The sequence below is a fragment of the Kineosporia succinea genome (genome assembly GCF_030811555.1).
Classification (GTDB): Bacteria; Actinomycetota; Actinomycetes; order Actinomycetales; family Kineosporiaceae; genus Kineosporia; species Kineosporia succinea.
This window is the reverse complement of sequence record NZ_JAUSQZ010000001.1, coordinates 2,029,951-2,051,191: the sequence shown is the minus strand read 5'-3', so window position 1 is coordinate 2,051,191 and position 21,241 is coordinate 2,029,951. Positions and strand designations below refer to the sequence as shown.

Below are 21,241 nucleotides of genomic sequence, written 5' to 3'. Positions count from 1 at the left end.
GGAGAGTCCTACTCGCAGGTCGTGCCCTCGGCCGGCAGCGCCCCGGTGAGCATGTAGTCCTCGACCTTCTCGTCGATGCAGTTGCTGCCCTGGCGGTAGGCCGTGTGCACCGTGCCCTTCCAGGTCAGCAGCCGCCCGGCGTCGAGCTGGGAGGACAGGGCCTGCGCCCACTCGTACGGCGTGGCCGGGTCATCGACCGTGCCGAGCACCAGGATCGGCGCCGAGCCCGCCGCGTGCAGCTCCTTGCGCTCCATCACGGCCTTGTACGGCCACTGCGAGCAGCCCAGCCCGCCCCAGCCGATCGAGCCACCCAGCGGCGGGAACTGCTCGTTCAGCTTCTCCGCACCCTCGGCGATCTCGTCGGGCGTACGGGTCTCGGGCACGTCCAGGCAGAAGATCGCCGGGTTCGCCGCCAGGGTCTGGCCGTACTGTCCGTTGTCGGTGCGCTCCAGGTAGGCGTCCGCCAGCGTGAGCAGACCCGTGCCGTCACCGTTCGTGGCCTGCGTCAGCCCGGTCGAGAGCAGCGGCCACAGCTGCTGCGCGTACAGCGCCTGGGCGATGCCCGTCAGCATCAGGGCCTGGGTCAGGGGACGCGCGGGGTCACCGGTGTCGAGCGGGTCGGAATCCGCTCGGTCCACCAGGGTGGCCAGCTGGTTCAGGCCCTCGTCCACGGTTCCCCGCAGCGGGCAGTCGCCCCCGCTCTGGCAGTCGGTCACGAAGGCCCGCAACGCGCGGGAGAAGCCCTCGGCCTGACCCGCCGTGTACTCCTGCGCGGTGGTGGACGGGTCGATGGCGCCGTCGAGCGTCATCCGGCCGACCCGCCACGGGAACGTCTCCGCGTACCAGGCGCCGATGTACGTGCCGTACGAGGCGCCGTGGTACGAGAGCACAGCGTCACCGAGCAGGGCCCGGAGCACGTCCATGTCCTTGATCGTGCTCAGCGTGTCGACGTGCTCGAGCAGGTCGTTGTCGGTGTTCGCCTGGCAGGCCTGGGCGAACTCCTTCGACCCGGCCACGGCCTCGTCGATCTCGGCCTGGTCGTCGGGCGTGCCGTCGGCCGAGGTGTACGCGTCGTACTGCTTGTTGTCGTAGCACTTGACCGGGGCGGACTCACCGATGCCCCGGGGGTCGAAACCGACCACGCTGTAGTTGCGCAGGATGCTCTCGCCGAACGCCTGCTTGGCGACCTTGGCGTAGTCGAGGCCCGAGACGCCCGGGCCGCCGGGGTTCAGGACCATCGAGCCGATCGGGTCGTCGCCCTGGGCGGGCAGCCGGTTCACCGAGATCTGGATGGTCTCGCCGGTGGGGTCCGACCAGTCCGTGGGGACCGTGAACTTCATGCACTGCATGTCGCTGTCGCAGTCCGACCAGGTCACCTTCTGGTCGTAGAACTTCGCGAACTTCGCGTCGGTGGCCGGGTCGGTGACGCCGGAGGGCACGCTGCCCGCGCTCGGCAGCGCGGTCGGGTCGGCCGTGGAGCCACCGCTCGAACTCGAACTCGGGAACGAGCAGGATGCGGTGCCCAGCAGGGTTACTGCGAGGAGGGTCAGGGACCGGACGGCGGGTCGGTGCTCCCGCCGGTCGCTGCGGAACATCGTTCTCCTCGGCATGCCTGGTGTTCGACCGGACTCAGAACGCTATCGGAGATGACTGTGCGGCGGGGGCGCCAGGGGCCCGGGAGAAATCAGGCAGCCGGACGCAACTGCACCATCAGTGACTCCAGGGCCAGAAGTGGCGACACGTTGGCCTCGATCCGCTCCCGGGCGACACCGATCGCCTCCATGCGCCGCAGTGTCGAGGTGGCGGTGCTCTGCCGGGCCTCGGCGTTGATCAGATCGGCCATCTCGGCGTTCACGAGCTCGATGCTGTCTTCGCGCCCGGTCGCGCCGAGCTGCAGCACGAGCACGTCGCGGTACAGCGAGAGCAGATCGATCAGCGAGCGGTCGAGCACGTCGCGCTGGGCCCGGGTGGCCCGCCGTTTCTGGTTCTCCTCAAGCTGTTTCACCTGGCTGCGCACGGCCGGGGGCAGCGTGGACAGCCCCTCGGCCCCCAGCGAGCGCAGCAGCGTGGCCTTCTCCTCGGCGTCGCGCTCGGTGGTGCGGGCCTTCGACTCCTCGGCGCACACCTCGACCAGCTGCCCGGCGGCGAGCACCGCCGCACCCACGCTGCGCAGGGTCAGCGGCAGCTTCAGCACCTCGCGGCGCCGGATGCGCGCAGCCTCGTCGAGCGCGAGCCGGCGGGCCAGCCCGATGTGGCTCTGCGCGGAGCGCGCGGCGAACGCGGCGATGGCCGGGTCGGCGCCGTCGCGGCGCACCAGCAGGTCGGCCACCGCGGCCACCGGCGGGATCCGCAGCCCGATGCGTCGGCAGCGCGACCGGATCGTGGTGAGGACGTCGTCGGCCCCCGGTGCGCACAGCAGCCACACCGTGCGGGGCGGAGGCTCTTCCACGGCCTTGAGCAGCACGTTGCCGGAGGAGTCGTTGAGCCGGTCGGCGTCTTCGATCACGATGACCCGCCAGCGCCCCGCCGACGGGCTGCGCTGCGCGAGCTGGATCAGCGGGCGGACGTCATCGACGCGCAGCTGAACGTGTTCGGTGGCGACCAGGCTGACGTCGGCGTGGGCTCCCGTCAGGGCGGTCGTGCAGGCATGACACACGCCGCACCCACCCTCGAGGCACTGCAGCGCGGCGGCGAACGCCCGGGCCGCGGTGGACCGGCCCGATCCGGGGGGACCGGTGATCAGCCAGGCGTGGGTCATACCGCCGGAGACCGCGGGCCCGTCGTCGTCAGAGTTCAGCCCCAGCCCGCTGCCGGCCTCCACGATCTCGTTGGCCGCGCGGACCGCCTGGCGGAAGATCCCGATAGCGGCCTCCTGGCCGACCACGTCGTCCCAGACGCTCATGCCTGACGCCGTCCGCGTCGCCGCATCGGGCCGTTCTCGTCGTCGGTGAGGTTGATCGTGCGGTCGCCGGTCTGCTCGTCGTCGTCATCGCCCTCGGGCAGCTCGATCTCGGGCAGGCTGATCGTGCGGGGCGGAGCCGCTGACTCCCTCTCCGGGCGCGCGGGGCGGGCGGGGCGGTCTTGTGGCACCGGGTTGGTGTCGCCCGCGTAGGGCTCACGGGCTTGCGGACGCGTCGGTCGGGTCGGCGGGGGAGCCCAGGCATCGGGGTGCTGGGGTCCGGCGGACTGGGGACGCGCGGGCGGCTGGGCACCGGGCGGCTGCGTCGGCTGTGGTCCCGTGGACGACGGACCCGGCTGACCGGACGGACCCGGCTGACCCGACTGAGCGGGGTAGCCCGGCTGACCCGGTTGACCCGGCTGATGGGGCGCCGCCGGGGGCGAAGGTTGAACCGGCTGAACCGGCTGGACCGAACGCGTCGGCTCGTCGGGACGCACCGGGGGCACGATCTGCGTCGGCTCGTCAGGCCGGACCGGCGGCACGACCTGCGTCGGTGCGTCGGGACGGGCCGGGTAGCGGCCCGGCATCCGAACCGGCTCGGTGACCGGCCCCAGCGCCGCGGCGGCCGCCGCCTCGCTGGCCCGCCGGTCGACCTCCTCGCGGTTACGCCGTGACTCCTCGGACCGCAGCTCGCGCTCGGCCTCGTGCTGCAGCTGGCGCTCGGCCTCGTCGCGCGCCCGGCGCCGTGACTCCTCGCGCTCGCGGGCCTCGAGCACCCGGCGGCGGCGGAGATCCGCGTCCATCCGCAGGACCTCGGCCTCGGCGGCGGCCCGGCGCTCGCGGGCCTGTTCTTCGTCGGCGAGCCGCTCGTTCAGCTCGGCGCGGCGGCGCGCCGAGACCGGCAGCACCTGCCGCACCCGCTCGCGGATGAGGTGCTGCAGCTCGTCGGGGCCCATCCCGGCGTCGACCACCAGGTAGCGGTGCGGTGCCCGGCGGGCCAGGGCCAGGAACTCGGCCCGCACCCGGTCGTGGAACTCGTCGGCCAGGGACTCGAGCCGGTCTTCACCCGTGCGCGAGGCGTCGCGCGCCCGGCGAGCCTTGCTGATCACCGGGTCGACGTCGAGCAGAACGGTGAGGGCGGGCACCAGATCACCGGTGGCCCAGGCGGAAAGGCGCTGCACCTCGTCGCCGTCGAGCTCACGCCCGGCGCCCTGGTAGGCGACCGAGGAGTCGATGTAGCGATCGGTGACGACGACCGCCCCGCGCTCGAGCGCCGGCCGCACGACCGCCTCGACGTGGTGCGACCGGTCGGCCGCGAACAGCAGGGCCTCGGCCCGGCTGCCCAGCTCGGAGGCGTTGCCCAGCAGCACCTCACGCAGCCGCACGCCGAGCGGGGTGGCGCCGGGCTCCCGGGTGAGCACGACGTCGTGACCCTGGTCGGTGCGTAGCCAGTCGGCCAGCAGACGGGCCTGGGTGGACTTGCCGCTGCCGTCGCCACCCTCGAGTGCCACGAACACGCCGGGGTACTCGGCCGGCGCCGGGGGCGTGACCGGCTGGGCCCGGCGGGCCGCGAGCAGCGCCTGCAGGTCGTGCCGCAGCCCGGAACCGGTGCCGTCGTCGGTGCGGCGGTAGGTGGCCACCCCGATGGCCACGGCCAGCACGGCGGCGATCAGGAACACGAACGCGGCACCGTTGTAGGTGAGCGAGTGCGAGTCGGTGAAGTTGAAGGTGTGGCGGCCGATTCCGGCGGCCAGGGCGGGCCCGATCGCCAGCACCGCGACCAGCGCGATCTGGGCCGCGGCGCCGAGGTAGGAGAAGGCCCGGCCACGCACGGTGTCGTCGACGGCCAGACCGAGCAGCGCGCCGCCGGTGCCCCACACGACGCCGCCGCAGATGCTCAGGCCCACGGTGAGCAGGACCGCCATCACCATGTTGGGGATCAGGGCGATCGCCGCGAGGAACAGGCCGGTCGCGATCAGGGCGAGGGCGAAGAGCCGGGCCCGGGCGAAGCCCCCGAGCAGCCCGGGAGCCACCCTCAGCCCGAGGGCCAGGCCGGCGACGACAGCGGCGAACAGCATCCCGAAACCGGGCTGCCCGGCACCCAGGTCACGCACGTAGGTCTGGGCCAGACCGGCGACCAGACCGGCCGCCGCGAAGGCCGCGAGCATGCCGGTGACCAGGCCTTTCGCGGCCGGGACGGAGCTGACGAGTGGACGCCCGGCGGCGAACGCGGGCAGCGCCGGCTCACCGGCGGCACCGGCGCCGGCCGGGATGAGCGGGCCCCGGGCGTTCAGCCCGGCCGAGACCAGGAGCACCAGCGCGGTGAGGGTGAGCGTGAGGTCGAGCGGATGGTCGGCGAACCGCCCGGCCAGCCCGGCCAGCAGGCCGTTCGCCAGGGCGAGGACGGAGAACGCGAGGCCCGCGAACGGCGCCGGGCCGAAGACCACGGCCGGGTGCGTCGTGGCGGCGGCACGCCGCGCCACCTGGCTGAGCGCACCGAGCAGGACGGCGGCGATCAGGACCCAGCTCAACGAGCCGAGCACCGGGATGCTGACGAACAGCACCGCGCGCAGCACATCGGCCCCGGCCAGCAGGCCCTTGCGCCCGGCCAGGGCGGCCGCGGCCGGTTCGGCCAGCAGCCAGCCGGCGAGCCACAGGGCCAGGACACCGGCGACGGCCAGGTTGGCCCGGGCGTAGGAGACGTCGGCGAGGGTGGCCGCCGTGGCGGTGACGGCGAGCAGCCCCAGCCAGCCCCCGAACGAGGACACGGCCAGCGCCCGGGAGAACGGCCCGCGCGATGCCGCCGCGGTCTCGGGGTCAGGGCCGGGCCCGGTCTCGTGGTGTCCGCTGGCTGTCACTCGGTCAGGGTAACGGCCACCCCGGACAGTCCTGGGAAACCTTCACCCGCGCCGCCCAGCGAGGGCCCGTGAGTTCCGCACGGTACGGGCCGGTGACCACGGAACGGTGTCCCCCGAAGAGTGCTCAGCCAAGGGTGGGCGCGGTACCCGGGAGCCCGGGGACGGAACCGGGACTTCCGTCCCGAACCCGACCGCCGCGTCCACCCTTGGCCAGCTGCGAGAACCAGGTCTAGTCGGAGCTCGCGGCGGCCTTCTTGGTAGCCGCCGAGGCCGCCTTCTTGGTGGTCGTCTTCTTCGCCGTCGTCTTCTTGGCGGTGGTCTTCTTGGCCGCCGACGTGGTCTTCTTCGCGGTCGTCTTCTTGGCCGTGGTCTTCTTCGTGACCTTCTTCTTCGGCCCGGCCGCCCGCTTCTCGGCGAGCAGTTCGGCCGCCCGCTCCAGCGTGATCGACTCGACCTCGTCGTCCTTGCGCAGGGTCGCGTTGGTCGTGCCGTCGGTGACGTACGCGCCGAACCGGCCGTCCTTGATCACGATCGGCGCGCTGGTCTCCGGGTCGGCCCCGAGCTCACGCAGCGGCGGCGCCGCGGCCCGGCGACCCCGCTGCTTCGGCTGGGCGTAGATCGCCTTCGCCTCGTCCATCGTGATCGTGAAGAGCTGGTCCTCGGTCTCCAGCGACCGCGAGTCGGTGCCGCGCTTCAGGTACGGGCCGTAACGGCCGTTCTGCGCGGTGACCTCCTCGTTGGTCTCCGGGTCGACCCCGACCAGACGCGGCAGCGAGAGCAGCTTGAGGGCCTCGTCCAGACCGATGGACTGCAGGTCCATGCTCTTGAAAAGGCTTCCGGTGCGCGGCTTGGCCGACTTCGGCGCGTCCTCGGGCAGCACCTCGGTGACGTACGGACCGAACCGGCCGTTGCGCGCCACGATCTGGTGCCCGGTGTCCGGGTCGGTGCCCAGCTCCTTGTCCCCGTCGGCCTGCGTCTCGAGCAGTTCGCGGGCCTTCTCCACGGTCAGCTCGTCGGGCGCGACGTCGTCGGGCACGCTGGCCCGCTTGGCCTCGCCGTCCTCGCCCGGGACCTCGAGGTAGGGGCCGTAGCGACCGACCCGCAGCACGATGCCCTCACCCAGCGGCACCGAGTTGATGTCGCGGGCGTCGATGTCACCCAGGTCGTCCACGAGCGGCTTCAGCCCGTGCATCACGTCCGGGCCGGCCGAGGGGGCCGCGCCCGGGGTGCCGTTCGCCGAGCCGTCGCCGAAGTAGAACCGCGCCAGCCACTCCTTGCGGTCCTGCTCACCGGCCGCGATCTGGTCGAGGTCGGCCTCCATCGAGGCGGTGAAGTCGTAGTCCACCAGGCCACCGAAATGCTCTTCCAGCAGCCGGGTCACGGCGAACGCGAGCCACGTCGGCACCAGGGCGTTGCCCTTGTGGCCGACGTAACCGCGGTCGACGATCACGCTGATCGTGGCGGCGTAGGTGGACGGCCGGCCGATGCCCCGCTCCTCCAGCGCCTTCACCAGACTCGCCTCGGTGTAGCGGGGAGGCGGGGACGTGGTGTGGCCGTCGGCGGTCAGGTCACGGGCGTCGAGCTGGTCACCGACGGTGAGTTCGGGCAGGCGGCGCTCGTCGTCGTCACCGGTGTGCCGCTCCTCGTCGCGGCCCTCCTCGTAGGCCGCCAGGAAGCCGCGGAAGGTGATCACGGTGCCGGAGGCACCGAAGACCGCGTCCCGTCCGTCGTTCGTGCGCGCACCCAGCCGGATCGTCGCGGTGGAGCCGCGCGCGTCTTCCATCTGGGAGGCCACGGTGCGCTTCCAGATCAGCTCGTAGAGCCGGAAGTCGTCACCCCGCAGCTCGTTCGAGACCTGGGCGGGGGTGCGGAAGTGATCGCCGGCCGGGCGGATCGCCTCGTGCGCCTCCTGCGCGTTCTTCGACTTGCTGGCGTACACACGCGGCTTGGCCGGCACGTACTCCGGGCCGTACAGGTCGGACGCCTGGGTGCGGGCGGCGTTCACCGCCTGGTCCGACAGCGTGGTGCTGTCGGTACGCATGTAGGTGATGTAGCCGTTCTCGTACAGCGACTGCGCGGTGCGCATGGCCTGCTTCGCCGACAGCCGCAGCTTGCGCCCGGCCTCCTGCTGCAGGGTCGAGGTGGTGAAGGGGGCTGCCGGACGACGCCGGTAGGGCTTCTCCTCCACGCTGCGCACGTCGGGGTTGGCCCCGTCGAGCGCCCGCACCAGGACGTTCGCGGCCTCTTCGTCGAGGTGCACCACGTCGGCCGAGGTCAGCTGCCCGACGTCGTTGAAGTCGCGGCCGGTGGCCACACGTCGCGCGTCCAGGCTGACCAGGCGGGCCTCGAACCAGCGGCCGGCCTGGGCGTGGCCCTCGGAGGCCGCGAACTCACCGGTGATGTCCCAGTACGACGCCGAGCGGAAGGCCATCCGCTCGCGCTCGCGCTCCACCACCAGGCGGGTGGCGACGGACTGGACCCGTCCGGCGGACAGGCCGGCCCGCACCTTGCGCCAGAGCACGGGGGAGACCTCGTACCCGTACAGCCGGTCCAGGATCCTCCGCGTCTCCTGGGCGTCGACCAGTCGCTCGTCGAGGTCGCGGGTCTGTTCCAGGGCGCGCCGGATCGCCTCGCGGGTGATCTCGTGGAAGACCATCCGGTGCACCGGGATCTTCGGCTCGAGCACCTGGAGCAGGTGCCACGCGATGGCCTCGCCCTCGCGGTCCTCATCGGTGGCGAGGTAGAGCTCGTCAGCGTCCTTCATCGCCCGCTTGAGCTCGCTGACCTTCTTCTTCTTGTCCGCGTCGACGACGTAGTAGGCCTCGAAGCCGTTCTCCACGTCGACGGCGAACTTGCCGAAGGGCCCCTTCTTCATCTCCGGCGGCAGCTCGCTCGGCTGCGGCAGGTCGCGGATGTGGCCGACACTCGCCTCGACGTCGAACTCCGGGCCGAGGTACTCGGCGATCTTCCGGGCCTTGGTCGGCGACTCGACGATCACGAGCCGCCTACCGGTCGCGGTCTTGCTGGCGGCCACAGGCTCACCTTTCCTGACGCAGTTCTTCCTGACGCGTACCCGACGGTTCCCGCCCGGGTACCTGGCTCCGCATCAGCCGGACTCCTTCACCGGCCGGGTACAGGTGTACTCCCGGTAACGCGGCTGCGGCGGGACGCTACACAACGCGCACCGGTGAAGCACCGTAACCCGTGAGCGGGGCCCGTGGCTGCCCACGGTCCTCGACGGTGATCACGTCGCCGTTGCGAGAGTGACACGCAAAGTGACGACTGGCCACCCCCGGCCCAAACCGGGCAAGGCCATCCGAGTGTGTTACGCGTCACACTCTTTGCCGCTTAATGGCGCTTGCCCAGGCCGCGGGCTTCGGCGTCGGCCGAGTTTGCCGTGCGGTTGCGTCGAGGCGCTAGGGTGATTTGAGCACGAGTGCGAAGAATAGGGCCCTCATGTTGGCCGCGTGGGTCGAGGCCGGGTTCGTCGAAGGCCGGTATCGGGACGTAGCCTCTGGGCGAGACCTTCTGCCACGATCAGCACACGCTGGACAACGAGGTGGGCCGAAATGCCTGGGATCAACCGTGTCGACGACGACACGAAAAGGTCACTGAGCGGACGGCCAGATTACCGGATGCCACTTGAAAGTGGCCGCAGGGAGGATCGCGTGCCGCGACACGGTTCGGCCGAACCGGGGGCCGACGTCGAGAGCGTCCCGGACGCCCCCCGTCGCTCGTCGCTTGCCGGGTGGTCAATCCGCCGCAAGCTGACGCTTCTGGTCACCATTCCGCTCGTCGTGCTGCTCATCGGCGGCGGCGTGCTGGTCGCGTCATTGGCCAGCACCTACCAGAAGGCGCACACGGCCCGGCTCGACGCCGAGCTGATGGAGCCTGCGCTGCGCCTGAGCCGCGTGCTCTTCAACGAGCTCGGCATGCCGGCTGCGCACACCGAGGCCAAGCAGCTGAAGCAGTTCCGCGACCAGACCGACAGCGAGATCGCGGCGATCCGCCCGAAGCTGGAAGACCTGGCCGCGCGGGACAGCTCGGGCTCCACGCTGCCGCGTACCGCGCGCAACCTGCTCGGCGAGCTGGACAACATCTCCAACACCCGCGCCACGATCGACTCGCGCATCGCCGACGACACGCTGAACACCAGCTCGAGCCTGAACGAACTCAGCTCGCGCAACAACAACCTGTTCACGTACGTGCAGAACCTGCCCGACGGCCTGGCCACCGACATGGCGGTCACGGCTAACAGCCGGTCCACGATCTCCTCCGCGACCGTCTTCACCAACGTCACGAAGATGGGCTTCGCGTCGGCCAACGAGATCGTCGTGTTCTCGAAGACCTTCAGCGGTCAGGCGAAGGTCAACCCGGCCAGCATCCGTGAGCTCGAGGGCCTCATCGCCCAGCAGGAGCTCGGCCTGGTGCAGGCCCAGCGGGTCGCCACCACCGAGCAGAACAAGCAGCTCACCGCACTGTCCGACACCACGGTCAAGATGGAGAGCTGGCGCTCGGCGCTGGAGGGCTCGCTCGGTACCGGCAAGACCAACTTCGCCGACCCCGACGACTTCGGTGACCTGGCCTCCAAGCGGCTGGCGAACATCGAGTCGGTCGCCACCGACACGGCCCGCTTCACCCTCAAGTCCGCCCAGGACTCCGAGACCGGCGCCCTCTTCCGGGTCGCCCTGGTGGCCGGCGCCGTGCTCCTCACGATCATCGTCGTGAGCGCCCTGCTCACCACGATCGCCCGCACTGTCACCGCCCCCCTGCGCCGTCTGCGCGCCGGTGCCGTCGAGGTCGCCAGCGTGCAGCTGCCGGCCGCGGTGGCCCGGATCGAGCAGGACGGCGTGGGCGCCGACATCTCGCTGCCGCCCGTGCTCCCGGCCGACTTCAACCCCGGTCCGGAGACCCTCGCGGTGGCCCACGCGGTCGACGACCTGGGCGCCGAGGCGGTCCGGCTGGCCACCGCGCAGGTGCGCCTGCGGCGTGCGCTCGACGAGGCCTTCGTGTCGATGTCCCGCCGCAGCCAGTCGATGGTGGAGAAGCAGCTCGCCATCATCGACAACCTGGAGAGCCAGGAGCAGGACCCCGACCAGCTGCGCAACCTCTTCCGGCTCGACCACCTGGCCGCCCGGATGCGCCGCTACAACGACAACCTGCTGGTGCTCGCCGGCTCGGCCGTGCGCACCCGCGCCACCGCGCCGGTCAAGATCGCCGAGCTGTTCCGCGCCGCCACCTCCGAGATGGAGCAGTACGAGCGGGTGCGTCTGCAGCCGGTCAGTGGTGCCTCCATCGCCGGTACGGTCGCGGGCGAGCTCGTCCACCTGCTGGCCGAGCTGCTCGACAACGCGGCGATGTACTCGCCGCCCTCCAGCGCGATCGTGCTCTCGGCGGCCTTCACCGCCGACGGTGGCCTGCAGATCGAGGTGCTCGACGCCGGTGTCGGTATCAGCCCCGGCGAGCTCGACCGGCTGAACTCCCGCCTCACGCAGCCCGAGGCGATCGACACGCAGGTCCCGTCCCGCATGGGTCTGTTCGTGGTCGCCCGCCTGGCCCGCCGCGGCACCTTCGGGGTGCAGCTGCAGGCCCGGCCCGACGCGTCCGGCACCATCGCCCTCGTGCGGGTCCCGGCCTCGCTGGTCATCGGCGCCCCGGGCAGCACCGGCGAGAACCCCACCGGAGCCAACCCGCAGCTGCGGCCGCTCACCCCGGCCGCCGGGATGCCGCGTCCGCAGATCACCCCGCAGCAGCCGCAGGGCAACAACTACGACACGTTCGGCCAGATCGGTCAGACCGACCAGCTGCCCCAGGGCTACCCGTCGCCGGCCGCCGCCGCGGCGGGAGTCGCGGCCCAGGCCGCGGCCGGTGTCCGCTCGGTCGCCGAGACCGACGACTCCGAGCTGCCCCGTCGCCGTCGGGTGCCGGGCGGCAACGCCGGTATGCCGCCGGAGGCCAGTCAGGTCGCCGAGTCCGGCTCGACCGGCCTGTTCACCCCGAACGTGCCGACCGTGCCCGGTGAGAACGCCGAGCGCGGCGCGGCCGCCCTCAGCCGCAACCCGGGTCAGAACTCGGGTCCGCAGCAGCCGGCCTTCGGGTTCACCCAGGACCAGCCGCCCGCCTTCGGCTTCGGCGCCGACCAGTCCGACCAGCCCGCCGCCTTCGGTCGGCAGGAACCCATGTCGGGCCGCACCGCCGCGCAGTTCAACGTCCCGCCGGAGACCACTCCGGGTGGCATCCCGAGTCTGCCCACCCGTACCCCGGGTGAGCGGGCGCCGCGAGGCAGCTTCGGGAGCCCGGGCCAGAACGGCCCCGGCCAGAACAGCCCCGGCCAGAACAGCCCGGGGCAGGGCGGCCAGAACCGAGGTCTGCCGGGTTTCGGTCAGAACCAGAACCAGCCGGGCCCGTTCGAACAGCCCCTCCAGAGCCAGAACCCGGGGTCGAACGAGCAGGGCTTCGGCCGGAGTGACCTGGGCTTCGCCCCGCGACCGGGCCAGCCGCTCGGTCAGCAGCAGAGCCAGGGTCCCGACAGCCGCCAGCTGCCCGCCCGCCCCACCGGCTACGGCCAGGGTCAGCCCGAGAGTGGTTTCGGCCAGGCCGAGAACACCCCGGCCGCCGGCATCTCCGGTCTGCCCGGCCTGGCCCGCCGCCCCTCCGGGTCCGGTCCGGCCGCGTACTCCGGATCCGGCCCGAGCGGTTACAGCTCGCCGAGCACCGGCCCGGTCCGCACCACGGGCCCGGCCACCGGCAGCCTGCCGGTCAGCGACCCGCTGTCCACCCCGACCGGCTCGTTCCGGGCAGCCCCCAACCAGGGTCTGCCCACCGGCGAGGTCACCCAGGGGTGGCAGGATCCGGAGCTGCCCAGCGAGCTGGCGGCCCGGGCCTCGGCGGCCGCGGCCTACCGCCCGTCCGAGCCGGGGGCGCCGATGATCGGCGAGGCCCCGGGATCAGACTTCAACGATCCGACGCCGATCTTCGACCAGATCTCGGTCTGGTTCAGTTCGGAGCCGGCACCGGCCGCCCCCTCGATCTCGGTCGAGAACGGCGACCAGCGGATCATTGATCTGCGCGACCACGAGCGGGAGCGCAACAAGCAGTCCAGCCGCTGGGCGGCGCTCGGAGACCAGCGATGGCTGGCCACGAACGCCCGCGCAGCGTCGGCCCCGGACACCGACGGTCGTTCCGAGGCGGGTCTGCCGACTCGCCGGCCCGGTGCCAACCTGCTGCCCTCCACGGCGGCAGCGGTCACCGACGGGTCTCCGGTGCGTGCTCGTCCGGCGGCGAAGGCCCAGCCGGCCGACGCCTCGGTTGTTCGTGGCAAGCTGGGCAGCTACCAGCGTGGTCTTGCCAATGCACGTAAGGCACGGGCGAAGTCAGACCCGGCGCCGGCCTTCAATCCGGTCGGGGCAAGCCTTTTCACCACCAACAGCGACGGCGGTGCCGATAGTGGCTCCTCCGCAGAGCAGGGAGGGGACCAGTGAGCACGGGCACCGGCACCGACGTCACCTGGCTGGTCGACGGGTTCGCACAGCGGGTACCAGGAGTGGCGCACGCAGCCGTGGTCTCGGCCGACGGTCTTCTGGTGGCGAGTTCCGCAGGACTCCCACGCGACCGCGCCGACCAGTTGTCCGCAGTGGCCTCCGGCCTGGGCAGCCTCACGAACGGCGCGGCCATGTGCTTCGCCGCGGGTGCGGTCGTCCAGACGGTTGTCGAGATGCAGGGCGGTTTCCTGCTTCTCATGGCCATCTCGGACGGATCCTGGCTGGCGGTTCTGGCTGCGCCGACCTCCGACATCGGACTGGTCGGCTACGAGATGACACTGCTGGTCGACCGCGTCGGTCAGCACCTGTCGCCGGAGATCCGCCACAACGGCCACGGCGGCTCGCTGCCACCGATGTGAGCAGATTGCCGCGATGACCGACTATTCAGCTCATGAGGGCGGGGACCCGCCACCGTCGATGGTGCGTCCTTACGCCCGTACCGGTGGCCGGACCCGTCCGGTGCACGACCTCGACCTCGAGGCCCTGGTGGTGACTACGGTCACCGGTCAGGACCCGGGAATGAACGACTTGCTCTCGCCGGAACACAGCACGGTGATCGAGTTGTGTGAGGGAACGATCTCCGTCGCCGAGATCGCCGCCCGACTGCACACCCCGCTCGGCGTGGCCCGCGTGATTATCGCGGACATGGTCGAGCTGGGTCTGGTCGAGGTGCTGAGCACGGCGAACGCTTCTGGTGACGAACGTGATCCAGCTTTCTTGAGGAGGGTGCTCAGTGGCCTTCAGCGGCTCTGAGACCAGGGCCACCCGGTCGACGAAGATCGTCATCTCGGGTGGATTCGGTGCGGGCAAGACCACGTTCGTGGGTGCGGTCTCCGAAATCATGCCGTTGCGAACCGAGGCCGTCATGACCTCGGCCAGCGTCGGCGTCGATGATCTGACGGCCACGCCCAACAAGACCACCACCACGGTCGCGATGGACTTCGGCCGCATCAGCATCGACCAGGAGCTCGTGCTCTACCTGTTCGGCTCCCCGGGGCAGAACCGGTTCTGGTTCATGTGGGACGACCTGGTCCGTGGTGCAATCGGTGCGGTGGTCCTGGTGGACACCCGCAGACTCGAAGACTGTTTCGGCCCGATCGACTTCTTCGAGGCCCGCAACCTGCCCTTCGTGGTCGCCATCAACGCCTTCGACGGTCTGCTCCGGCACCGCCCCGAAGACGTCCGCGAGGCGCTGCAGCTCAGTCAGGACGTTCCTGTCCTGGTCTGTGACGCACGAGAGCGGGAATCGGCCAAGCAGACGCTGATCTCGGTGGTCGAGCACGCGCTCGCCACCTGGAGCCGGGCCTAACCAGGCCCGGCCCCACGGGGTCGTCGTCAGTCGGTGGGCTCCAGCAGTCCGTCGCGCACCAGATTGCGCACATCGCTCAGCAGTTCGGCCCGCAACGCCTGAACGTCGACCTCCAGCAGAGATGCGAGGGCGGCGATCAGGCGGCCCACCGGGATGTCGCCGGAGCTCGCTCCGACGAATCCGGTGAGTGCGGTGCCGGCCTGCACCACGCGTCCGGCCCCGCCGCCCTGCCTGAGCAGGATCGCGGTCGGGTCTTCGGCGCCGGGCAGATGGTGGCGTTCTTCGGTGACGTCCGCCGCGACCTTCAGCATGGCCGCGAGCAGGGCGTCGTCGTCGTGCCCGGCCAGCCAGTCCTGACGCTCCAGCGTGGCGATCACCTCGTCGCCCCACGGCAGCCCAGGACCGCTTCGGCGTTCCTCCACCACGCGTAGCCGCGGTTCACCGGAAACCGGCCGCCGCAGCGTGATCAGGCCGAACCCCACACCCTCGACACCCCGCGACGCGAAGTCGTCGAGCCACGACGCGTAGAGCTCGTCGGCGTCCTTGCCCAGGTGCTGACCGGAGTCGCGGATCCAGGTCTCGGCGTACTCGGCCGGGTCCTGCCACTCTCGCTGCACCACCCAGCCGTCCAGCCCGGACGCCTCGAGCCACGACGTCACCCGGTCCGTCCAGCCCTCGCCGCGTCGTCCCTCCCAGTTGCCCAGGAACTGGGCGACACCGCCGGGAGCCAGCACCGAGCCGATCGACTCGACCAGCCGGCGCACCAGGTCGTCACCGACCAGACCGCCGTCGCGGTACTCGAACGCGGCCGCGGGGGTGGACCGCGGCGTGATCACGAACGGCGGGTTGCTCACCACCTGGTCGAAGAACTCGCCGGTGACCGGCTCGAGAAGGCTGCCACGGCGTCCCTCAATGGTGCCCGAGGCCTGGTTGAGTTCCCAGTTGAGCTGGGCGAGGTGAAGTGCGCGAGCGGAAATGTCAGTCGCCACCACGTGTTTCGCGTGCCGGGCGGCGTGCAGGGCCTGGATGCCGCAGCCGGTGCCGAGGTCCAGCACGCGCCCGGTCGGGCGCCGGATCGTGCTGCGCGCCAACGTGAGTGACGCGCCGCCGACGCCGAGCACGTGGTCTTCCGAGAGTGGTTGCCCGGTGGACACTTCGGAGAGGTCGGAGGCGAGCCACCAGTCGGCCGGGCCTAGGGAGTCCACGGTGGCGTAGGGGCGCAGGTCGACGAGAGCGCGCACCGGGTCACCGGAGTCGTGGCCGGCCCGGGTGACCAGACCGAGTTCGGCGAGTGCGTCCAGGCCGGTGGAGGGCACGGCGGCCGCCAGTTGCCGGGCCGGAACCTCAAGCCCCAGAACGAAAACCGCGATCAGGGCGGCGAGGGGCTCGTCGAGGCGGCGGGCGACGGCGAGTCGGGCGGGCAACGACTGCTCACGGCCCAGGGCCGCCTGCGCAACCGGCCCGAGCAGCTCGTTGACCGCGTCCACGGTGAAACCGGTGAGGTCGGTGCGCAGCCGCTCGACCAGCTCGCCCCTACGGGGATCAGTGACGTCAGCTGTCATGCCTGTGTTTCTACACCGCAGGGCGGCGCTGACAGGAAACCGGCCACGCGGGTCGGGTGCCCACGTGGCCGGTTCGCTGGTTTTGATTGAGGACGCGTCGGGCTGGTGTTGCCGGTCGAGGTCGCCTTACGGGGTGGTGCGTCCCGTGGACGCCGACGGGGCCGTCTCCCCGACGTCCACCGTCTTACCGGTCGCCGGCTGGTCCACCGCTGCGCTCGGGGCGGACACCGACGTGGCCGGATGACCGGCCGTGACCGGGGCGGCAGGGCCCGTGGAGGCGCTGTCGCCGTAGTCGACGGTGCGACGCTTGGTGACGACGAGCGCGGCCACGATGATCGCGACCGCCACGCCGGCGATCGTGTACCGCAGGACGTCGGACTTGTCGTCGCCCACGCTGAGCTGCACCACGGCGGGCGCGATCAGGACGGCGACCAGGTTCATCACCTTGATCAGCGGGTTGATCGACGGACCGGCGGTGTCCTTGAACGGGTCACCGACCGTGTCGCCGATGACCGCCGCGGCGTGGGCCGGAGAGCCCTTGCCGCCGTGGTGGCCGTCTTCCACGATCTTCTTCGCGTTGTCCCAGGCGCCACCGGAGTTGGCCAGGAACACCGCCATCAGCGCACCGGCACCGATGGCGCCGGCCAGGTACCCGGCGAGCGGGCCGATGCCGAGGCCGAACCCGACGGCGACCGGGGCCAGGGCCGCCAGCAGGCCGGGCGTGGCCAGCTCGCGCAGCGAGTCCCGGGTGCAGATGTCCACCACGCGGCCGTACTCCGGCTTGACGGTGCGGTCCATGATGCCGGGGTTCTCGCGGAACTGACGCCGCACCTCGACCACGATCGCCCCGGCGGCCCGGGTGACGGCGTTGATCGCGAGCCCGGAGAACAGGAAGACCACCGAGGCGCCCAGCATCAGGCCGACCAGGGTGTTGGGTTGCACGATCTCGAGGCTGAAGCTGCGGCCCAGTTCGGTGACGGCGGCGCCGCTGTCGGCCAGGGCGGTCTGCCAGGCGTCGGTGTACGAGCCGAACAGAGCGGTCGCCGCGAGCACGGCGGTGGCGATCGCGATGCCCTTGGTGATGGCCTTGGTGGTGTTGCCCACCGCGTCCAGCTCGGTGAGGATCTGCGCGCCCTCGCCGTCGACGTCACCGGACATCTCGGCGATGCCCTGGGCGTTGTCGCTGACCGGGCCGAACGTGTCCATCGCGACGATGACGCCGACCGTGGTCAGCAGGCCACAGCCGGCCAGCGCGATGAGGAACAGCGACAGCCAGATCGAGACGCCGCCCAGCGTGAAGGCCAGGAAAACGGCGCCGGCGATGATCGCGGTGGTGTAGACGGCCGACTCCAGGCCGAGCCCGATGCCCGAGAGAACGACGGTGGCGGCACCGGTGGTGGTGGTGTCGGCGACGTCCTTGGTCGGGCGCTTGTCGGTGCCGGTGTAGTAGCCGGTGAGCCAGAGGATGACGCCGGCCAGCACGATGCCGATCATGACGGCCGCGAAGGCGATCAGCCGGGGGTCGCCGTCCAGACCGGCGACGATGTCGTCGGCCCCGCTGAAGTCGCTGAACGACGACGGCAGGTAGGTGAAGGCGGCGATCCCGCAGAGCACGGCCGAGACGACGGCCGAGATGCCGAAGCCCCGGTTGATCGCGGCCAGGCCGCTCTCGCCGGGGCGGGTGCGGGTGATGATGACGCCGAGGACGGCGGTGAGGGCGCCCAGGGCGGGGACGATCAGGGGGAAGACCAGGCCCTCGACGCCGAAGGCGGCCTTGCCCAGGATCAGCGCGGCCACCAGGGTGACGGCGTAGGACTCGAACAGGTCGGCGGCCATACCGGCGCAGTCACCGACGTTGTCTCCCACGTTGTCGGCGATCGTCGCGGCGTTGCGGGGATCGTCTTCGGGGATGTTCTGCTCGACCTTGCCGACCAGGTCGGCGCCGACGTCGGCGGCCTTGGTGAAGATGCCGCCGCCGACCCGCATGAACATGGCCAGCAGGGCGGCGCCGAAGCCGAAGCCCTCGAGCACCGACGGGGCGTCGCCGCCGTAGAGCAGCACCACGGCCGAGGCGCCGAGCAGGCCGAGGCCGACGGTGCACATGCCGACGAATCCGCCGGTGCGGAAGGCCAGCTGCATGCCGCCGTCGCGGTCGCCCTTGCGGGCGGCCTCGGCGACGCGGACGTTGGCCCGGACCGCCAGGGACATGCCGAGGTAGCCGATGGCGGCCGAGAAGGCCGCACCGACGATGAAGAAGATGCCCCGGCCGATGCGTACCTCGGTGTCTCCGGGGAGCAGGAAGAGGACGAGCAGGACGAGGACGACGAAGGCGGCGAGGGTGCGGAACTGGCGGCGCAGGTAGGCGGCGGCGCCTTCCTGAACCGCGGTGCCGATCTCCACCATGCTCTGCGTGCCGTCGGGCGCGGCCAGGACGAGTCTGCGGAACGCGGCCGCCACCCCGAGCGCGGCGATCGAGATCACCAGGACCGCGACCACCAGGGTCAGATTTCGTCCTTCGAGATTTACCTCTGCCGTAGTGGTGGCAGCCATAGAGCCGTGCATCCGTCCTCCTCGACGCGTGCGTGGGCGACCCCCTCACCCGTCGCGGGTGGGTGGTCTCCAGAGCAGGCGACAGGGCGGAACGGGGCCTTGGCTTGCGTGGGACGCCGGAAGCCCGACGAGAGTTCCCACCTCGCGGAGTCTATGTACTGTGATGCGCACCACCAAACGTCTGGCGCGTGGCTCTTTTCACTTTGTGGGTATTCGTACCGGTTTGCTGTCACCGAAGTGGCCGTCCGGACGGCGTCGAGCGGTTCGAGATGGCTCAGCGGTGGTCTGGGGCGGGCTCGGTGGTGGCTCGGTGGGTCGGCTCGGCTCGGTGGGTCGGCTTAGTGGGTCGGCTTGGCGGCGGGCCGGTGGCTCGGCTGATGACGGGCTGGCGGTTCGACCTGGTGGGTCGACCTGTTGGCCCGGATGCCGGCTCGACTGATGGTGGACGCGTGTCAGTCTGCTGAGTTTCGCGGCAGGGCGACCGGGGTGGACCCGAAAGACGGTGGGGGCCACCACTCCAGGCGCACGAGGCCACCCGGGACACCCTGATGGGCAAGGACCTCGACGCGGTCGGCCAGGCCCTCGAGCAGCGACAGCGCCACAGGTTCCGGGCCGGGATCGGTCTTGGCCACGTCAGTCACCTCGACCACGAGTCCGGGGCCGGTGTCGTCGACGAACATCGTCACCTGGTCGCCGCAGCTGGCGGCCTCGCAGCGACGGACCGCCCGGGCACACGCCTCACCCACCGCCAGACGCAGCTCTTCCAGGTCGTGGGTGAGACCGGCGCGACGAGCCACCGCCACGGCGACGAGCCGGGCCGTACGGACGTATTCGGCGGCCGGCGGAAACCGCAGCTCGACCCCGACCACCTCGGCCGGGTCGTCGTGTCCGGTCGTCTCGTCGTGTTCGGCTGCTCTGTCGTGCTCGGTCGTCTCGTCGTGTTCGGCTGCTCTGTCGTGCTCGGTCGTCTCGTCGTGTTCGGTCGCTCTGTCGTGCTCCGTCGTCTCGCCACGCTCGGCCGTCCCGTGGCCGCCCGGCGTTCCGTCGCCGCCCGTCGTCCGGTGCCCACCGGGTGTCTCGTGCCCACCGGGTGACCCGTGGCCATCCGGTGTCCCGTGGCCACCGGGTATCCCGTGGTGGCCGGTTGCACCGTGGTGGCCTGCACCGGACTCGGGCGGTTCCGGCCCGGTCCCGGTTATGGGGTGCCTCTGAAGGACTCCCCGTTCGCGGTGCCGTCGAGCGTCTTCTCCTGGGTGCTGTCGAGCGAGATCGTGACGTGCTCGTCCGGACGTGGCTGCTCGGGCGAAGATTCGGTGGTCGCCCCGGCGTTCGGCGGACCCGCCAGAGCCTCGCCGAGCGAGGAGTGGATCGGGAAAACCTTGGTCAGCCCGGTGATCCGGAAGACCTTGAGAATCTTCTCCTGGTCGCACACCAGCTGCAGTGAGCCCTCGTGCGAGCGCGCTCGCTTCAGCCCGCCGACCAGGACCCCGAGCCCCGTCGAGTCGAGGAAGTCGACCCCGCCCATGTCCACCACCAGGTGGTACTCGCCCTCCGAGACCAGCTCGTTGAGACGTTCCCTCAGAGTGGGAGCCGTATATACGTCGATCTCTCCGGACACGCTGATGACCGTCTGGACACCTTCGCGCCGTGTCGCCACCGTGAGCTCCACATCGCCTCCCCGGGAAGTCCTGTGCCCGTATCGCGGTGCTCGAATCTTCTGTTCAGCCCTCGCCATGGGGGCGCGCCTCCGGCATTCAATCATCTGACGGTCACTCCAATGGCCTACACGGCGCACTGCGTGTCACCAATTTGGCTGACATGTTTCCTCCTCTCACTGAGAAGTGCCCGTCCCCCTTGTGGTTCTTACGCTCGTCCAACTGGTTGTGGTGGGTATCGGTGCAGGTCCGGGGCCTGCTCGGGCCCGGCCGCGGACATCTGCGGCCAGTCCCGGCACCTCGACCATCACGGTCACCAGCACCGTGCCATTTCCCTGGGGTGTGCACTCCTCGAGCCGGGCCCCGTTGATCTCCGCGACGGATCCGGCCGCCGAACACCCCTGCGGCGAGTCGACAGCTGCGAGGGCCGCGAGGTCGGCGGCAGCCGCGGCCCGGTGCCGGGCTGCGACCGCGACGCCGAGAGTGACCACCGCCGACATCAGGAGACACGTCGCGACGATCAGGCCGAGCGCCATCACGGTGCTGGCGCCTCGATCGCGCGAAGAGCCGTCACCGGCAGGCGACTCCTCGCCCCGGAAGAGACCCACGTCTCCGGCAGAACGGCTGCGGGCGACGCCGGAAGGACCGGTCCGGACGCTGCCGGCTGCGCCGGTGTTCCTGGCCGGGTGGTTTCCTGCCGGGTGGACGCTCCCGGTCGGGTGGACGCTCCCGGTCGGGTGGACGCCCCGGGTCGGGTGGACGCCCCGGGTCGGGTGGACGCCCCGGGTCGGGTGGACGCCCCGGGTCGGGTGGACGCCCCGGGTCGGGTGGACGCCCCGGGTCGGGTGGACGCCCCGGGTCGGGTGG

Annotated in this window: 12 protein-coding genes and 1 pseudogene; 4 read left to right on the top strand and 9 right to left on the bottom strand. The window is 71.3% G+C overall.

Translation table 11 applies throughout. The features are described 5' to 3' along the window. Positions 1-8: 8 nt before the first annotated feature. The 4 genes from J2S57_RS09025 to topA all read right to left on the bottom strand — a co-directional run bounded on the left by J2S57_RS09025 (position 9) and on the right by topA (position 8,791). Positions 9-1,595: an alpha/beta hydrolase gene (locus J2S57_RS09025; protein ID WP_307240469.1), complete on the bottom strand. Its 1,587-nt coding sequence runs from the start codon at positions 1,593-1,595 to the stop codon at positions 9-11. 89 nt (positions 1,596-1,684) lie between these two features. Next, a complete protein-coding gene (locus tag J2S57_RS09020) occupies positions 1,685-2,902 on the bottom strand; it encodes a DNA polymerase III subunit delta' (RefSeq protein ID WP_307240467.1) in 1,218 nt (405 codons plus the stop codon). Then, entirely contained in the window at positions 2,899-5,757 is a 2,859-nt protein-coding gene (tmk, locus tag J2S57_RS09015; protein WP_307240465.1) for a dTMP kinase, read from the bottom strand. The genes J2S57_RS09020 and tmk overlap by 4 nt, the downstream gene beginning before the upstream one ends. Before the next feature lie 229 nt (positions 5,758-5,986). Next, on the bottom strand, positions 5,987-8,791 hold the full coding sequence (gene topA, locus J2S57_RS09010) for a type I DNA topoisomerase (protein ID WP_307240463.1): 2,805 nt from the start codon (positions 8,789-8,791) through the stop codon (positions 5,987-5,989). A gap of 634 nt (positions 8,792-9,425) precedes the next feature. Between topA and J2S57_RS09005 the strand changes: the two genes are divergently transcribed. The 4 genes from J2S57_RS09005 (at position 9,426) to J2S57_RS08990 (ending at position 14,607) form a co-directional block, all read left to right on the top strand. Continuing rightward, positions 9,426-13,238 carry an ATP-binding protein gene (locus J2S57_RS09005; protein ID WP_307240461.1) on the top strand — a complete coding sequence of 1,271 codons (3,813 nt, stop codon included), beginning with the start codon at positions 9,426-9,428 and terminating at the stop codon, positions 13,236-13,238. Then, positions 13,235-13,657: a roadblock/LC7 domain-containing protein gene (locus tag J2S57_RS09000; RefSeq protein WP_285617011.1), complete on the top strand. Its 423-nt coding sequence runs from the start codon at positions 13,235-13,237 to the stop codon at positions 13,655-13,657. Before J2S57_RS09005 ends, J2S57_RS09000 begins: the two co-directional genes overlap by 4 nt. Positions 13,658-13,757: 100 nt before the next feature. Continuing rightward, positions 13,758-14,051, top strand: a complete 294-nt coding sequence (locus tag J2S57_RS08995; RefSeq protein ID WP_307240459.1) for a DUF742 domain-containing protein — start codon at positions 13,758-13,760, stop codon at positions 14,049-14,051. Continuing rightward, entirely contained in the window at positions 14,032-14,607 is a 576-nt protein-coding gene (locus J2S57_RS08990) for a GTP-binding protein (RefSeq protein WP_231483925.1), read from the top strand. The genes J2S57_RS08995 and J2S57_RS08990 overlap by 20 nt, the downstream gene beginning before the upstream one ends. 26 nt (positions 14,608-14,633) lie before the next feature. Here the strand turns inward: J2S57_RS08990 and J2S57_RS08985 are convergent, their stop codons facing one another. From J2S57_RS08985 to J2S57_RS35325, 5 genes and pseudogenes are all read right to left on the bottom strand, one after another. Further along, the gene (locus tag J2S57_RS08985; RefSeq protein ID WP_307240456.1) at positions 14,634-16,169 is read right to left on the bottom strand and encodes a DUF7059 domain-containing protein; all 1,536 of its coding nucleotides are present in this window, start codon (positions 16,167-16,169) and stop codon (positions 14,634-14,636) included. A gap of 126 nt (positions 16,170-16,295) precedes the next feature. Next, the gene (locus tag J2S57_RS08980; RefSeq protein ID WP_307240453.1) at positions 16,296-18,719 is read right to left on the bottom strand and encodes a sodium-translocating pyrophosphatase; all 2,424 of its coding nucleotides are present in this window, start codon (positions 18,717-18,719) and stop codon (positions 16,296-16,298) included. A gap of 452 nt (positions 18,720-19,171) precedes the next feature. Next, entirely contained in the window at positions 19,172-19,588 is a 417-nt protein-coding gene (locus J2S57_RS08975; protein WP_307240451.1) for an ATP-binding protein, read from the bottom strand. 470 nt (positions 19,589-20,058) lie between these two features. After that, a pseudogene (locus J2S57_RS08970) lies at positions 20,059-20,388 on the bottom strand (STAS domain-containing protein); the annotation flags it as partial. Between the two features lie 162 nt (positions 20,389-20,550). Beyond that, positions 20,551-20,982 (bottom strand): Rv3654c family TadE-like protein, encoded by a 432-nt coding sequence (locus tag J2S57_RS35325; RefSeq protein ID WP_370882452.1) that lies wholly within the window; start codon positions 20,980-20,982, stop codon positions 20,551-20,553. Between the last annotated feature and the right edge of the window lie 259 nt (positions 20,983-21,241).

What these genes read in the sequence shown, in the direction of transcription:
- J2S57_RS08980 (WP_307240453.1), bottom strand. Translation starts at nt 18,719, where the DNA reads ATGGCTGCCACCACTACGGCAGAGGTAAATCTCGAAGGACGAAATCTG.
- J2S57_RS09025 (WP_307240469.1), bottom strand. Translation starts at nt 1,595, where the DNA reads ATGTTCCGCAGCGACCGGCGGGAGCACCGACCCGCCGTCCGGTCCCTG.
- J2S57_RS08985 (WP_307240456.1), bottom strand. Translation starts at nt 16,169, where the DNA reads ATGACAGCTGACGTCACTGATCCCCGTAGGGGCGAGCTGGTCGAGCGG.
- J2S57_RS09020 (WP_307240467.1), bottom strand. Translation starts at nt 2,902, where the DNA reads ATGAGCGTCTGGGACGACGTGGTCGGCCAGGAGGCCGCTATCGGGATC.